Source organism: Microbacterium sp. NPDC055442, from assembly GCF_053644215.1.
Map to the genome: position 1 here is coordinate 37,760 of NZ_JBSHLF010000004.1, position 17,511 is coordinate 55,270.

Sequence of the window (17,511 nt, forward strand, 5' to 3'; positions counted from 1 at the left end):
CTTCTCGGCTGTCGCGGAGGCAGGCGCGGGCTCGAAGGACGTCGGCGTCGCCGGCGCCGTCGCCCTCAACCTCGTCACGAACTCGACCGAGGCGTGGATCCCGTCGAGCGCCCGCGTCGACTTCGGCACGGGCGACGTCACGATCGCCGCAGAGAACCGCCGCACCGACACGGCGAAGGCGAAGGCGGATGCCGTCGGCGGCAGCTCCGGCACGGGCGTGGGCGCATCGGTCGCCGTCAACGTCATCGCCGACGACACGACGCGCGCCGAGATCATGGACGGCGCCGATGTCACAGGCGGCGCGAACGTCACGGTGCGCGCGGACCACACCGACACCGTGGTCAACGAAGTGACCGCGGGATCCGAGGGCGGCACGGCGGTCAGCCCCGGCGTCGGCATCAACCTCATGCTGCCGACGATCATCGCGCGCCTCGGCGCACCCGGTCCGCGTGCCTTCGTCGCGAGCGGTCCCGTCACGGTGCGCGCGACGCACACGGGAACCGTCACCCTGACCGGCGACGCGGATGCCGCGGGCTCGAGCGTCGCGATCGGCGCGATCATCGTCGTGAACGTCGTCGACGTCGACGTGCTCGCCGAAGTGCAGCGGGACGTCACGGCGGGGGCCCTGTGGATCATCGCGACGACCGAGCTGCACGCGAGTGCGACGGCGAAGGCGAGTGCGCGCGGCACGCTCGGCGGGTCCGAGAGCGAGGACGACGCCGAGAACGCCGACGCGCAGGCGCAGCAGCAGCTCGACAGCACCCCCGCGACGAGCGGCAGAGGCGGCACGCTGCCGTCGTCGAGCGACGGTGTCGCGCGGGGCAACGGGCAGGCGCAGAGCGAGGGCGGCCAGCAGAGCGACGGCGTCGGGGTCGGCGCGGCGGTCGCGGTGGACTGGATCCTCGTCGACAGCCAGGCGCTCCTCGCACCCGGACTCACGGTCACCGTCGACGGCGTATTCGCGGTGCTCGCGACGAACGAGACGGATGCCGCGGCGAAGGCCCTCGGCACATCGTGGAGCATCGAGAGCGACACGAACACGGTCGGCGTCGCGGTCGCCCTCAACGTCATCGATGTCGTGAACCGCGGATCCGTCGGCGCGGGCGCCACGATCACGGCGGGCTCCGTCGCCGTCGCGGGCCGCACGCCCGCGAACGCACGGAACGACGTGCAGGCGTGGGCGATCGCCGCCGCGGCAGGCCAGGGCGACGCGGCCGTCGCAGGATCGGTCGCCGTGCAGATCATCGACCTCGTCAACGACGCCGTCATCGGCGCGGGGTCCACGCTCGTCGTCGCGGGCGGCATCTCGCTCGACGCGAGCAACCCCATGGGGCTGCAGGCGCTCGCGGCATCCGGGGCCGTCACGACCGACGGCAGCGGCGTCGGCGCCGGCATCGTCGTGCAGATCGTCACGACGTCGACCCTCGCCCACATCGACTCGACTTTCGCGGCGCCCACCACGATCGACGCCGGTGGTGCCGTCATCGGCCGCGCCGCGGCATCCCTCGCTCCGCTCGCCGCACCCGAGGTGCCGCTCATCGAGCTCCCCGCGTTCACGGGCGTCGCGCTCGGCGCCGCGCTCGGCGGCGGCGACGCGGGCGTCGGCGGATCGCTCGTCGTCAACGTCGTGAACCGCGAGACCCGCGCATGGCTCGGCGACGCGGCATCCCTCAATCAGACCATCGGCGCACTGCCGGGCCAGGACCTGTCGTTCACGGCCTCGGACCAGACGACGTTCGTCGACCTCGCGGGTGCTCTGGGTCTGTCGACGGGCAGTGCGGGCATCGGATTCGCACTCGTCGTCGGCGTGCACAACAAGGACGTCCGCGCGTACATCGGCCGTGGTGTGCAGGCCGACGTCGGCGGCTCGGTGTGGCTCGTCGCGACGGCGGGGGAGAGCTTCACCGAGATCGTCGCGGGCGGTGCCGCGGCATCGGATGCCGGCATCGCGGGATCGTTCGTCGTGCTCGTGGTCAACCAGGGCAGCGATGACCCGGGAACGCGCGCCTACATCGACAGCTCAGCGCAGACGCCCACCGCGGTGCGGGCGCGCGGCGCCATGACGATCATGGCCGCGGACCCCGTCGACGCGATGCTCTTCGCGGGCGCGGTGGGAGCGGCGAGCACAGCGGGCGTCGGGTTGTCGTCGGTCGTCTTCGTGCGCGACGGCATCGTCGACGCCTACGCGGGACGCGATGCCACCCTGTGGGCGCGCGGCGGCACGGGACTCATCCTCACGGCGACGCAGAGCGAAGATCTGTGGCTCGTCGCCGTCGGTGGTGCGGTCGGCGGCACGGCCGGTGTGGCGGGGGCGGCGACCGTCGGCGTGCAGAACAACCGCACCCATGCGCACCTCGATCGTGGCGTCACCCTCGACGCCGTCGCGGCCGGTGGCGGATCGGCGGGCGCCCGCATCGCCGCGACCGACGACACGACGCTGCGCGGCATCGCGGGTCAGCTCGCGATCGGCGGCACGGCCGGTGTCGGCCTCGGCGCCGACGTGCAGGTCGTCACGAAGTCGACCGAAGCCTGGATCGCACCCGAGACGCTCGTCACGGTCGACGGCGACGTCACCGTCGATGCGACCTCGGGCGAAGACGTCACGAGCGTCGCCGCCGGTGCGAGCGTCGGCGGCACAGCTGCCGTCTCGGCCAACGCGACCGTGTCGGTCTACACGGTCACGACGAAGGCCTTCATCGGTGAGGTGTGTGGCGCCGCGACCGTCACGGAGGCCGCGTGCGGTTCGTCGCGCGCGATCGTCCTCGCGGGTGGCAGCGCCCGGGTCGCCGCGAACGAGATCCTCACGATGGACATCGTGTCGGGGTCGGTCGCCGCCTCCGGCACTGCGTCGGTCGGGCTGACGGCCGCCGTGCCCGTGCTGAAGAAGACGACGACCGCGTTCATCGGCGACCTGTCGCGCGTCACGGCGCTCGGCGGCGGGGGAGGCCTCGCGGCCGCGGGGGCGTTCCAGATCGACTACATCGACACACGGTTCAGCCCGCAGACGGCGATCACGGGCGGCAACCAGATCGACCTCGGCTATGCACACGGCATCCGCGACGGCGAGCGCGTCTCGTACGACGCGGGCGGCGGACAGCCCATCGTCGGACTCACCCCCGGCGCCACGTACGTCGCGATCGTCGATGCGGCGTTCCCGACGCGCCTGCGTCTCGCGGCGACGTCGGGCGGGGCTCCGATCACGCTGGCATCGCCCGCCCGCCCGGGTCAGTCGCACCGCATCTTCGCGACCGACGAGGCGACCGTGCCCGGCCGCTTCGCTCCGTACTTCACCCCCTCGATCGACGTCGACGGCGGCGCGAACATCGTGCACCTGCCGTACGACATGCCCGACGGCGATGCCGATTCGACGTCGAGCGGCGGTGGAACGCCCCTGCAGACGGGCGATGCCGTCGTCTACACGGCGAACGGCGGCACCCCCATCGGCGGTCTCGTCGACGGCCGCGTCTACTACGTCGTCATGATGGGTCCGGACAGCTTCCGGCTCGCCGCCACGAAGTGCGGCGCGCTGCCCACGTCGGACGGATGCAGCGGCGGTGCCGTCACGACGATCGACCTCGCCCCGGCCGCCGCAACGGGACGGGCGCACAGCTTCGTCCGCCAGGGGATGCAGCCCCCCGGTGACCCCGCGCGCATCACAGGCAAGCGCGTCATCACGCAGAGCCCCGGCGCCGTCTTCGGCGTCGCCGTCATCGCCAACAACAGCGACGAGATCCTCGCCGTCGGTGCCAGCGCCGCCGTCGCGGCGACGGTCGGTGTCGGGGCGGCGGGCAACGTCAACGTCGTGACGGCCGACACCGACGCCTTCATCGGCCGTCAGGCGCGCATCAACGACGACAACACGGGTGCATCGCCGTGGCAGTCGGTCACGGTCGCCGCCTCCGGCGACTTCCGTCAGCTCATGGTCGCGGCCGGCCTCGGCGGAGGCATGGCGGGCATCGCCGTCAACGCGGCTGTCGACATCGTGAACCTCGACGTCGACGCGACGATCGGCGACGGCGCGATCGTGCGCGCGGTCGGTGACGTCTCGCTCACTGCGCGCAGCGGTCAGGACGTCGTGGCGGTCGCCGCATCGGCGGGTGCCGGCGTCGCGGGCATCGCCGTCGCCGTCGCGACGATCGTCGTCGACAGCCACACGTACGCGCGGACAGGACAGGGCGTCATCATCGACGCCGGCAACAACGTGCTCGTGCGCGCCGATGATGCGACATCGCTCACGATCGCCTCCGGCGGCGTCGGTGTGGGCTTCGTCGGAGGGGGCGCCGGTATCGCGGTCGTCGTCTTCACGAAGGACACGCGCGCCTCGATCGGCGCGTTCAACGTGATCGACGCCCGTGCACGCGGCGGATGGAGCATGAGCGCGATCCCGCTCGGCACGGCGACGGACGCCGGCTTCCCGACGTCGATGCAGCAGGGCCTCGCGGTCGTCGCGACGAGTGAGCAGGACGTGTTCGGCATGGCCCTCGCGGCGGGCGGCGGCTTCGTCGGCGTCGCGGGCGCCGTCAACGTCACGCTCATCTCGGGTACGACGGTCGCCCTCATCGACACGCGCAGCATCATCAACGCCGACCGTGCGGGTGCGGGTGCAGGCCAGGGCGTCTCGGTGTCGGCCGCGGACCGCACCGACACCTTCACGCTCGGCGGCGGTCTCGGCGCGGGCTTCGTCGGCGTCGCGGGCGGTGTCGACATCGGCGCCGTCGACGTCTCGGCGGGCGCCGGCATCGGCGACTTCGCCGTCGTCTACGCTCGCGGCGACATCCGGATCCAGGCGATGTCGATCCGCAGCATCCAGACCTTCGCCCTGAGCTTCGGGGCGGGCGCCGTCGGCGTCGCCGGCTCGGTGTCGGTGTGGGGTGCCGGCGTGACGCCGTCGGGCTCGTACGACGACGGTGGCGGCTCGCAGGACGGGCTCTCGTCGTCGGAGGGCACGCCACAGGGCCAGGCCGACCAGTACGCGTCGGGCACCGGCGCCAACGGCTACGGGTCGATCCTGAACGGTGCGCAGGACTCGTCGGGCACGAGCACCGCGGACCGCAAGCAGAAGGGTCTCGCGGACGCACAGGCAGGCGTCACCGCAGCGACGCCCGGTGCCGGCATCGTCACGACGCGCTTCTCGAGCGTCCCCACGACCCGTGGCACGGCGAGCCGCATCGGCGTGGGCGCGATCGTCGAGGCGGGTGGATCGGTCGCCGTGACCGCCGTCGCCCGCGACAGCTTCTTCGCCGTCGCCGGATCCGCCTCGGGTGGCATCGGTGCCGTCGGGCTCTCGCTCGTCGTCGCGAACCTCACCTCGATCGTCGACGCCGGCATCGAGCGCAACGCCGTCGTCCGCGCCGGCGGCGGCATCGCGGTGCGCGCCGAGGCGCGCGAGCGCACCGAGGCGATCGCCTTCTCGGGGCAGCTCGCGGGCGTCTCGATCGCGGGGCAGATCGTCGTCATCGACAGCGACGCCCGCCAGACGGCGCACATCGACGACGGCGCTGCGATCCCGACGGCCGGCGGCACGGTCGCCGTGACGGCCTCGGCCGACCGCCGGGTCGCCCCGACCGTCATCGGCGTCGCCCTCGCGCTCGGCGCGGCGGGCGCCGCCGTCGCCCTCGCGGACGTGCACGGCGACACGGTCGCACGCGTCGGCCTCGTGCGGCTCGGCGACGCCGCCGCCGTCGGCGGACTGACCGTCACCTCGACGTCCGTCATCGATGTTCCCGTCCTGGCCTTCTCGGTCTCGGGGGGTGTGCTCGGAAGCCTCACCGGTGTCGGCGCGACCGGCACGATCTCGGGTCGCACGGCGGCCGAGTTCGCCGGTGTGGCACGTGTGTCGGGGGCCGTGCAGATCGTCGCCGACGCGCGCAACACGGTCGACACCGAAACCCTCAACGTCCAGACCGGCGCCGTCACGGTCGGCATCACGTTCGCCCGCGCGACCGTGTCCCGCACGACGACGGCGCTCGCCGCCCCCGGGTCCTGGCTGTCCGCGGGCGGCGCCGTCGCCCTGCGCGCCACGAGCCGCAGCCACACGAGCGCCGACATGGGCGGGGGCAGCGCCGCGGGCGTCGCGGCACTCTTCATGAACCCCGTCGCCCGCGTGACGGGCGGCACCACCGCACGATTCGCCGCCGACCTCGCGGCATCCGGATCGCTCGTCGTCGAGGCGCAGGGACAGAACCAGGCGCGCGCGAACGCCTTCGTCGCGAGCATCGGCATCCTCGGCAGCGGGCAGGGCGTCTCGGTCGACGCGATCGTCACCGAGAGCGCGTCGGTGCGCGCCACGATCGACACGGGCACCGTCTTCAGCTCGGGTCTCGTCGCGGTGCGCGCGCGGATCCTGCAGGACGGCGGCGCGGGCAACGTCGCGACCGCCGGCGCCACCGGTGTCTCCGGCGGACTCATCTCCCTCGGCGTGTACGTCGCGAGTGCCGTGCTCGAAGGCGCGACGACCGCGATCCTGTCGAGTGTCGTCGGTGCCTCGGGTGCCGTCGAAGCGCGCGCCGACTCGAAGGCGGATGCTGCCGCCGCGACCTGGACCGCGGGCATCGGCTACTACCAGGTGTCGGGCTCGGTCGTGAACGCCGACGTGCGGCAGTCCGCGCTCACGCGCGCCGCGATCCTCTCGCCCGTGTGGTCGACCGGCGCGACGACGATCGTCGCGGTCGCCGCGAACACGGCGACCGCCGAGACGGATGCGGCCAGCATCGGCTTCATCAACGTGGGCATCACGATCCCGACGGCCGAGATCTCGGCCGCGACGATCGCCGAGCTGCTCGCGGGTCTCGTCGGCAACGGACTCACGGTCGACGCCCGCGGCACCAACACGGCGCGCGCCGACGTCGACTACGTCTCGATCGGCTTCATCGACGGCGGTCTCGGCGGGGCGACGGCAGTCGTGCGTGAAGCGGCGGCCGTGACGGCGCGCGTCGACACGGGGTCGGCGGCCGTGCTCGCCGGCACAGGCGCCGTCGCGGTGACCGCGTGGTCGGCGCACACGGCATCGGCGGACATGCGCAAGTCGACCGCGGGGGCCTTCACGATCGGCGGTCTGCTGCCCGTCGCCCGCATCGAGGCGTCGACGCGAGCAACGGTCACGACACCGTCGGCGCAGTCCGGATCCTTCACCGTGAGCGCGTCATCGGCCAACGCCGTCGACGCGACGGCACGCATGCGCTCGCTCGCGATCATCGGCGTCCGCGGTACGGTCGCGTCGGCGACGATCGAGCAGACCGCGCTGACATCGGCGACCGTCGCATCCACCGTTGTGCTGCGCGCGTCGGGCATCGTCACCGTGCGCGCCGACAACCGCACGGGGACGCACGCCCTCTCGTCCATCGTCAGCGGGGGTGGCGGGCTCATCGACGCGGGCATCTTCGCCGCATTCGCCTCGACGCGCGCCGCCGTCACGGCGGCGTTCGACGGCACGCTCGCGGCGTCGACCGGCGTCGTCGTCACCGCGGCGGGCGGAACGACCGTGACGGCGACCATTCAGGCGGGATCGATCGGCCTCGGCAGCATCACGGGAAGCGTCGTCTCGGCCGATATCTACGAACAGGCCGCGATCACCGCTCGATTCGGCACCGGTGCTCTCATGACGACGGGAACCGTCGCCGTCACGGCGACGACCATCGACCGCGCCACCGCCAGCACCGACCTCGCTTCGGGCGGCCTGGTCGTCGTCGCCGTCTCGGTGCCGACCTCGCGCATCGCGAACGCTCTCACCGCCGACTACTCTGCTCGCCAGGTCGGCGGCACCGGGATCACGGTGCGCGCCGACGCGACCCGCGCCGTCACCACGACGTCCGGCTCGATCGGCTTCTCGCTCATCGGGGTCGCCCATTCGTCGGGTGAGGCGCTCATCACGAGCGGCGCGGTCACGCAGGCCCGAATCCGCCCCGGCGCGACGATCACCGCGCCCGCGGCGGGAGTCTCGGTGACGGCGAAGGCTGCGAACTCTGCGACGGCCGAAGCGGGCGGGATCAACGTGGGACTCATCCTCGCCGCGACGAACGCCGAGCCCCTCGCGTGGGTCGACACGCGCACCTACGCGCACATGCAGGCCTGGATCGGCGGATCGGGTGCCGACGGTGCGGGTGCCGCGTCGCTGACGGTCGACGCGTCGGCGACGAATCAGGCCGATGCATCGCTCGTCAACCGCACCGGCAGCGCCATCTCGATCTCGACGGGCCGCGCCACGGCACGCGTCACGCCCGTGACCGAGACCCTCGTCGGCAACGCCCAGCCGATCGTCGTCGGGGGCAGCGTCACGATCGGCGTCGCCGAGCAGCCGGTGTCGCGTTCGTACGCGCAGACGTTCGCCGCGGGTGCCCTCTCGATCTCGAAAAACTACGCACGCGCCGAAACGACTCCGACCGTCCGACTCACCGTCGCCGACGGCACCTACCTGCGGGCCGGTGGCACCGTGACGCTCAACGCGCTGCAGAACTCGCTCACCCCCGTCGTGCCGCCGGGACTCGTCTTCGATGCCGTGACGGGCGTCGACACGGCGAACGAGACGATCACGATCACGGGCGCCCACGGTCTGCAGACCGGCGGCAGCGTGACCTACACGCCGGGCACGAGCACTCCCGTCGGCGGGCTGCAGCCGGGATCGCGCTACAACGTCATCGTCGTCTCGCCGAATACGATCCAGCTCGGGTCGATCTTCCAGGGCGCGCTCATCGACGCAGCATCCGATGTCATCACCTTCGGACGCACGATCGACGGCGAGTTCACCGAGATGCCGCACAACTTCATCGACGGTCAGCGGGTCATCTACTCGTCGCCGGGGGTGGACGCCGTCGGCCTCACGAACGGGCGTGCCTACCTCGTGCGGGTGGTCGACGAGTTCCGGATCCAGCTGATCGACGCCGCGACCTCGCAGACACTCGTCGAGTTCACCGGCGGCGCCGTGATCGACGACCGCATCTGGGCGGTGAACGACTACGTCAACGGTCAGGCCGTGCAGTACCTCGCGCCCGACGCCCTCGCGAGCTTCGGCAGCAACCGCGTCGACATCATCGTCGACGCGAACGGCGTGCCCCTCAACGTCAGCGGACCCGGCAGCGCCTACATGACGGAGGACAACAACCGCATCGCGCTGCGCGCCCACGAACTGACGACGGGACAGCAGATCGTCTACCGCTCGAACGGCGGAGCCCTCGGCGGACTCGTGAACGGCGCGACCTACTGGGTCATCGTCGTCGGCCCGCACGAGATCCAGCTCGCCGCGTCGCAGTGCCAGGCGGTGGGAACGTGCGTCGACCCCGACGACCCCGATCAGCTCATCCCGGTGTCGGCTCTCGGACTCGCCGGCAGCTTCGATGCCGCGGCGATGAGCATCGTGCACGGTCTCTACGCGCCGGGTCAGCAGCCCATCAACGGCCTGCGACACGGTGAGCGCTACTACATCTACGACCGCACGGCGACGTCGTTCCGTCTGTCGACGGTCCCGGGGCCCTTCTCGGGCCTGTTCGCCGTGGCGATCTCGGGCGGCGGCAGCGTCGGCACGAGCCGGTTCGTGCCGGCTGTCGTCGACCTCGGTCGCGACAGCATCGCCGACCTGCTGTCGCACGGTCTCGTGATCGACCTGACGTCGACGGGGGCGGGGCCGCAGCAGCTGCACTCGCAGCCGCTCACGCCGGTGCTTCCCGGCGGCGGTGTCTTCACCGAGGCTAAGGTGTACGGCTCGGGCGTCGGGTTCATCTCGTCGACGAGCAGCCTGCCCACGGCGAGCTTCACAGCGAACCTCGCGCTCACCCTGGGGCGCAACGCCCGCATCCACGCCGCCGGTGACATCGCGATCGGCGCCGCATCGACGGCATCCGCCTTCGTCGATGCGTCATCGGCAGGCCTCGGGTTCGTCGGGATCGGCGCATCGCGCGCCGTCGTCGACGCGACGGCGAACACGACCGTCTGGCTGCAAGAGGGCACCGATGTGCAGTCGACGAGAGGCAGCGTGCGCGTCGCGCCCATGACCGTCGCGAGCGTGCGCGCGGTCGCACGGTCGCAGTCGGGTGGCTTCGGACACGGCGTCGACTCCCAGACGCGCGGCACGCTCGACCTCACGGCCAAGACGATCCTCGATGGGCGCATCGTCGCGTGGAACGACATCGAGGCGAGGTCGACGAGCGCGATGCAGGCCGACCTGATCGCCTCCGCGTCCGGAGCGTCGTTCGCGGGCAGCACGTCGTCGGGTGAATGCGGTCCGACGGACTGCCACCTCGAGGCGCACAACCACGAGACGAGCCTCACGGTGGGCGGCGGTGCGTACCTCGAGGCCGACAACGTGCGGCTCGTCGCCGAGATGATCTCGAGCCGACTCAACGTCGAGAACCGCGCGAGCGGCAAGGGCGCGTTCGAAGACTCCGACGCGCGGTCCGAGAGCCGCTTGACGTCGGTCGTCCACGTGCAGCTCAACGCCCCCGCGAAGATCGTCGGCTGGCAGAGCGTGACGATCACGGCGCAGCATCGCAGCGTCGAGGTCCGCGCCTACGCGCGCGCCACATGCGGCTGCTTCGGCGGCGACAGCGACGCGTACGCCTACGTCCTCTACGACGCACGCTCGAGCGTCGTCGGGCAGGAGGGCGTGCGGATCCGCACCGCGGCGCTGCTCGTCCAGGCGCTCCACCAGCTCGTCTCGACGACGCCGCAGGCCTCCACCGGCGGCGGATTCATCGACTTCGGCGGCTCGGACAACAAGCTCGACAACTTCCGCTACCGCACGATCGAGTGGAACGCCGATGTCGTGCTGCACGCGCCGAATCCGACGCTCATCATCGACGCGTCGGGCCGCATCGTGAAGAAGTACGCGGTCACCGTCCGCGATCTGAACGGCGTCGTCTACAACGTCGGCAGCGTGATCCCCGCGGGCCAGACGATCGTCGTCGACCCGATCGAGAACACCGGCGGAGGCACGGCCCGCTACGAGATCAACAACACCACCGGCACCCCGATCGGCATCCTGACGGGGGACCGGGGCACCCTGCAGGTGCAGAACACGTTCGACTTCGTGCGGCTGCACAACCACTCGAACCGCGACATGCGGATCCAGGACATCAGCGTCGCGAACCTCGACGACGTCGGCGCGACGGTCGATGTCGCGGCCGAGAACAGCACGGCATTCCGCTTCCACATCGGGCGACCCATCTTCATCCCGACCTTCGTCGACATCGCCAACTGGCAGAACCCGGGATCGGCCGACCTGCAGTTGCACGGGCACATCGACAACCCGATCGGCGCGACCCGGATCATCGCCGAGAACGGCGACATCAGCGCGTCGCAAGCCGGCTCGATCCGCACGAACATCGCCCAGCTGTACGCCGAGCGCGGCACGATCGGGGCCGCCGGAACACTGGTGGGCGTTCCGTTCCGCGAGCCCATCCGCATCACGCTCGTCCAGAGCGATTACCTCATCGACGACGTCGACCCGACGCGCCTGGTCGAGCTCGTCGCCGATGCGCGGGACGACGTCGTGCTCGACGTGACCTACAGTGCACGGATGCCGGTGGGCTCGCCCTACGCCGAAACGATGTTCCAGCCTCTCCTCGGTCCCATCCACGCGGGCCGCAACATCGACATCCTGGTGCACGACAGCACGTTCGGATCCGACGTGCCCCCGTTCACGTCCTACCTCGTGCAGGTCGACGTCACGGTCCCGCCGAGCACGACGAACGTGCCGCCCTCGGGGCTCTACCACACGTACTTCCATCCCGACCCGGGGCCGTGGGCGGGCTTCGGCGACCCCGTCCTGGTCGCGTGGGGCACCGTGAACACGCTGCAGGACAGCGCCTACACGTTCGGCGACCTGAGTGCCGGAAACGACATCGTCGTGCGGCATCCGTCGACGGCCACCTCGATCTCGTTCGAGGTCTACTCCGACGTCGATGCGACGCTCGTCAGCATGCGCTTCGCGGAGATCTCGTACTCGGTGAGCGACGGCGACGGCGAGATCTCGCTGCTCACGAACGGCGACATCTCGGACCTCGAGACGATCGGCGACCTGCGCGTCGGCACGATCACCTCCACAGCCAGCGACGTCTGGCTGCAGACGGCGCAGGACGCGTCGATCCTCGACGACGGCACGATCGACGACGGCACGCCGCGCGTCGCCGGCCGTGACATCACACTGGTCGCGGGGCTCCTCGCGGGTCGCATCGGCGGTCCGGCTGCGGACGTGCCCGACTTCCTCGAGATCCGCTCCTCGCTGGCCGAGCGCGGTCGCGTCACGGCGTTGGCGGGCGGCGACATCCTGCTCGACCAGGTCGACGGATCCCTGTTCGTGCGGCTCGTCACGTCTCTGAACGGGGATGCCGCGCTGCGCACCCGCGACGGCAGCATCCTCTCGGATGCCGCCGGCACGACGGCGCGGGTCATCGCGCGCGACATCGACCTCATCGCGGTCGGCGGCACGGTCGGTGCCGACAGCCCCGACCGGTCGCTCGACCTCGTCATCGACACGGCGATCGGCGGACGCCTGTATGCGCACTCGTACGAGGGCCGTGTCGCGGGCGTTTTCGTCACGGAGGCGACGGGATCGCTCCTGGTCCTGCGCGCGGAAGCCGACCAGGGAGATGTCCGCGTCACCGTGCCGTTCGTCGACGGCGGCGTCGACGAGAGCCTCTTCCTCCTCACCGAGGGACGCACGATCGACGGCCTCATCGACATGACCGAGGGTCGTGTCGTCGCGGGCGGCCATGTCACGCTCCTCGTCGGGCAGGACGTCATCGCGCCGCTCGGCACGATCATCGCGGGACAGACCGTCACGATCCGCGCGTCGTTCGGCAAGACGCTCGCGAGCCAGGGTGGATCGCTGCTGTACTTCGCGGGCGAAGTGACGGGGCACGCGACCGAGATCTACGGCGGCCGCGGAGACGATGTCTTCTCCTTCGACTCGACGCTGCTCGGCGGACACACGATCGTCTACGGCGGGGCCGCGCGCACGGCATCCGGCGACGACGGCGACGACACGTTCTTCGTCGTGCGACTGCAGTCCATGACGGGCACCCACCTCGCCGCTGTCGGCGACGACTTCGCGGGCACCGAGGTGCGCGACGCACTCGTGCTCTTCGGCCTCTCGGGCGACAACGCGTTCCGTGTGCTGACGTGGGGCGGCGAGGACGACGCGCTCCTCGGCCACGACTACCGCATCATCGTGCGGGGCGGGGGAGCGCAGGGCGGTCTCAACACCCTTTGGATCGACGGCACCGATGCGGCGGACGTGTTCCTCTTCCGCGGCCTGTCGGCGATCGCCGAGCACCCCGACGCGACGCGGCCGGCGTTCGTCGCCCACGTCAACACCGCGGCCGGCACGCACGAGCGCATCTCGTACGACCAGGGTGTGAACCAGCGGGTCACGGTCGACGGACTCGGCGGCGACGATCTGTTCGTCTTCGACGACAACAGCGCCATCACGACCGTCTACGGCGGCGACGGCGACGACACGTTCATCGTCGGCCAGTTCTTCGCGACACCGCGCGTCGAGCCCGACGTGCAGCCCGGCGACGCGTTCGAGACGATCGAGACCGAGTTCGGGCATGTGAGCCGCGGACTCACCTTCCCCGCCGTGCTCTACGGCGGCGCGGGCGACGACACGTTCGTCATCTCCGCACACACCGCCGAACTGCGCGTCGAGGCGACGACGGGCGACGACGTGTTCGACGTCCTCGCGGTGCGCCTGCTCGACGGGACCTACCTCGCGCACGGTCTGCTCTCGCTCGACGGCGGGGCCGACGCGTCGACCGTGACGGTCCACACGACAGGCGCTGCGGAGGACATCGTCATCGACCCGCTCGACGTCGTGGGAGGCGGACTCGACGTCGACCTGTACTCGGTCGCCGAGCCGACGCTCGCGGGAGCGCTCGCCGTTTCCGCGCCGCTCGGGATCCCCGGCGAGGATGCTGCGGTGCCGGTGTCGATCGTCGTTCCGATCCCACCGCGTGACGGCGGCGCGGGCGAGATCATCATCGTCGAGACGGACGGCTCCACGACGCTGCAGACCGGCGTCAAGGAGACCGACAGCTACACGATCGAGCTCGGCACTCCGCCCACCTCACGCGTGTACATCACGATCTCGGCGGCGTACGCCGGCGGCATCCCGTACGCGCAGATCTCGATCGACGGCGGCCTGACGTTCCACGACCAGGTCATCCTCATCTTCGAGATCGGCGAGACCGGGCCGAAGACGGTCATCGTGCGGCTCGTGCCGACGATCGACCCGCATCCGTTCCAGACCCTCGCGGCCGTGCCGTCGGCCGAGCCCGGCCCCGGCATGATCGTCGAGACCGTGAGCCACGCCGTCTCGAGCGACGACCCCCTCTACGACCATGCGACCGCGCGCAACGTCTACATCAATGCCATCCGCGGCGTCGACCCCGTCGATCCGGTCGATCCCGTCGATCCCGTCGACCCGGTCGACCCGGTCGACCCGGGTGGCGACGGCGGCGACACCGACGGCGGCCCCGCGGCCGCGAGCGCGGGCGACCGCCTCCCCAAGACGGGCGGCGCCGACCTCACGGGGTGGCTGCTCCTGGGTCTGCTGTTGCTGGCCGGCGGCGCGCTGCTCAATCTCCGCCGCCGGGCGTGACAGCGACGGCTCCTGGGAGGGGAACGCAGATACCCTGAAGGCATGCCACTGACCGGAGAATACAAGCCGTCCACCTCGGAGTGGGCACGTGAACAGGCCGAGGCGTTCGAAGCGAGCGGGGGCACCGAAGCGAACGAGCTCCGCGGCATGCCCATCATCGTGCTGACGACGGTCGGCCGTAAGACGGGGGCCCTGCGCAAGACCGCGCTCATGCGCGTCGAGCACGAGGGCCGTTACCTCGCCGTCGCCTCGATGGGCGGTGCGCCGAAGGAGCCGGCGTGGGCGGGCAACATGCGCGCCCACGATCACGTCGAACTGCAGGACGGCGCCGTCACGCGCGACTACCGCGCCCGCGAGCTCAGCGGCGACGAGCGCGCCCAGTGGTGGGAGCGGGCCGTCGCGGCGTTCCCCGCGTATGCCGACTACCAGGAGAAGACCGATCGCGTGATCGCCGTCTTCGTCCTCGACCCGATGACGGCCTGATTCGGCGGCATCCGCCCATGCCCCCCGTTCCTCCCCGAGCCCTCGCGGCTCGATGAAGGCGTCCCCGGGCGGGGTCCGCCCGTCTCAGCGCACCGCCGTCCTGCTCTCGATCGTCGCCGCTTTCGCCGCGATCGCCGTCGTCGCGTTCGCGCTGCTCACCGCCGTCCCGCCGTCGATCGCCAACCTCGCGAGCTCGTCGTCCGACGGCGTGACGCCCACGCCCCTCGAGACCGATCGCGTCGACGCCGGGATCATCGTGCCGGATGGCTGGACGATCGTGCGGGAATCGTCCGCGGCCGTCACGGTGCGCACGCCCGACGGCGGCATGACGGCGCAGCTCGAGCTGATCGATCAGACCGCGGATGCCGCGATCCGAGCCACGCCGGACATCGCGTCGCCCGTGCGCGGCGAACAGCTGACGACGGGCCGCGATGTCGTGCACGTCGACGTGGCGCCCGACGGCGTCGTCGCGGCGGTGGGCCTCGGCGCGGACGGCGGCAGCGTGCGGGTGACGGCGACCGCGGCCGAAGGGCGGACGATGGCGGCCTACCGGCCGGCCCTGGCCGAGCTGCTCGAAGGGATCGCACCGTGAGGCGAGTCGCGGCGGCAGCTGTCGTGCTCGGGGCGGCGCTCGTGCTCGGCGCGTGTGCGCCCGTGACGGATGCCGCGTGGGAACCGCCGTCCTGGGCGGAGGAGGAGATCACGGTCGCCCGCCCGCCCGCGGCCCTCGACCTCGCGGCGCAGACCGCGCTCGCGGCATCCGTCACGTCGTACCGGCTGCACAACGCCGCCGTGGGCGTCGAGGCGCGCTTCGCCCTGCTGCCCGGGACGGGCGGGGGCGTCGACGCGTTCAACGCCGTGATCGGCGACCTCGTGCGCGATGCCGTCGCGACGCAGTCCGCCGCCTCGGGCGTCGCCTACGCGCCGGCGACGGGCGCGGGACTCGCCGACCGCGCGTGCATCACGGGCTCGACGGCGTGGACGGCGGACGAGATCCTCGCCGAGGTGGGCGCGAGCGGCTCCGCCGTCGTGTGCGACATCGTCGCCGCGGCGGGCCCCTTCTTCGGCGAGCGGGTGCGGGTCGTCGCGGGTGGGCCCGACGCACCCCGCTCCGATGCCACGACGACGTTCTATGCCGACACGGCGTCGGGCGAGGTCGTGACAGCGGCGCAGCTGTGGGCCGATGACGCCGCCGCGCGCCTCAGCGCCGACGTCGTCGATGCGCTGCGCCGCGACGCCGGCGCCCTCACCCTCGCCCCGGCCGCGGCCGGCGACGACGCGCAGCTCGCGGCGATCGAAGCCGCCCTCTCGACGACCGTGCCCGCGGGGGACGGCGGCCTCGTCTTCACGATCGCGGCGGGCTTCGAAGCGCCCGCGCTGCGCGCCCTCGGCGTCGACGCGACGGCCGAGCCGCTCACGATCGGCGTACCCGCCGCGATCGTCGCCGATCTCGTGACGCCGTTCGGCGCGCGTCTGCTCGGGTCCGCCGGCGAGCCCTACACCGGCCCGTCGGGTCCCGCGGGGTTCGATCGCGTCGACTGCACGCTCGTCCCGTGCATCGCCCTCACCTACGACGACGGGCCCTCGAGCCTCACACCGACGCTGCTCGACGTTCTCGCCGAGGCGCGCGTCGCGGCGAGCTTCTACATGCTCGGCCCGTCTGCGGCCTCGCGCGAGGACACCGTCCGGCGCGTGGCATCCGAGGGTCATCTGATCGGCAACCACACGTGGAGCCACCCGCAGCTGCCCGAGCTCGACGACGAACAGGTCGCCGCTCAGATCGTCCGCACGGGGGATCTGCTGCGCGGGATCAGCGGGCAGGCCGTCGCGAGCTTCCGCCCGCCCTACGGCGAATACGACCAGCGGGTGCTCGACGTGGCACAGCAGCCCGCGATCCTGTGGAGCGTCGACACGCGCGACTGGGCGGGCCCCGCCGACGACGTGCTCGAGGCGACGGCGGTCGACGGTGCGTCGCCGGGCGGGATCATCCTCTTCCACGACATCCACGAGCGGTCCGTGCGGGTCGCCCCGGCCGTCGTCGCGGGACTGCTCGACCGCGGGTTCTCGCTCGTCACCGTCTCTCAGCTGTTCGGTGGGACTCTTCCCGCCTCCGGTGCGTGGAGCCGCGCCGGCTGACCCGCTGCGACTGCCGCCAGCTGCTCTCGTCGGCTATGTGCGTCGGACTTCGCGCCGAACTCGGAGGTTCGCGCGTAACTCGGAGCTACGTGCGTAACTCGGAGCTTCGCGCGTAACTCGGAGCTTCGCGCGTAACTCGGAGCTTCGCGCGATGCTCGGACCCGATGCGGCCGAGTCTCCGTACCTCGCACTGCCTTCCGTACTTTGCGCTGCCTTCCGAGGTTCGGAGTTTGGCGCGGGGTTCGGGGTTACGCGCGGGGTTCGGACTCGATGCGGCCAAGCCTCCGTACCTCGCGCGACTC

At 71.7% G+C, this 17,511-nt stretch carries 4 protein-coding genes (1 of these 4 running past the window's edge); all 4 read left to right on the forward strand.

What is annotated here, in order from left to right; all coding sequences use genetic code 11:
- Tightly spaced (at most 52 nt apart), the 4 genes in view from ACWIBS_RS10060 to ACWIBS_RS10075 form a layout consistent with a single transcriptional unit that may run on beyond the window.
- A protein-coding gene (locus ACWIBS_RS10060) for an LPXTG cell wall anchor domain-containing protein (protein WP_376128778.1) crosses the window boundary here: on the forward strand, positions 1–14,590 show its end. The gene continues 16,151 nt to the left of window position 1, outside the view; only the last 14,590 of its 30,741 coding nucleotides appear in the window; its start codon lies off the left edge, out of view; the stop codon is at positions 14,588–14,590.
- A gap of 42 nt (positions 14,591–14,632) precedes the next feature.
- Positions 14,633–15,073 carry a nitroreductase family deazaflavin-dependent oxidoreductase gene (locus tag ACWIBS_RS10065; RefSeq protein ID WP_376128776.1) on the forward strand — a complete coding sequence of 147 codons (441 nt, stop codon included), beginning with the start codon at positions 14,633–14,635 and terminating at the stop codon, positions 15,071–15,073.
- 52 nt (positions 15,074–15,125) lie between these two features.
- Positions 15,126–15,665 carry a hypothetical protein gene (locus ACWIBS_RS10070; RefSeq protein WP_376128774.1) on the forward strand — a complete coding sequence of 180 codons (540 nt, stop codon included), beginning with the start codon at positions 15,126–15,128 and terminating at the stop codon, positions 15,663–15,665.
- Positions 15,662–17,209, forward strand: a complete 1,548-nt coding sequence (locus ACWIBS_RS10075) for a polysaccharide deacetylase family protein (protein WP_376128772.1) — start codon at positions 15,662–15,664, stop codon at positions 17,207–17,209. Before ACWIBS_RS10070 ends, ACWIBS_RS10075 begins: the two co-directional genes overlap by 4 nt.
- Positions 17,210–17,511: the final 302 nt, after the last annotated feature.

What these genes read in the sequence shown, in the direction of transcription:
- ACWIBS_RS10065 (WP_376128776.1), top strand. Translation starts at nt 14,633, where the DNA reads ATGCCACTGACCGGAGAATACAAGCCGTCCACCTCGGAGTGGGCACGT.
- ACWIBS_RS10070 (WP_376128774.1), top strand. Translation starts at nt 15,126, where the DNA reads ATGAAGGCGTCCCCGGGCGGGGTCCGCCCGTCTCAGCGCACCGCCGTC.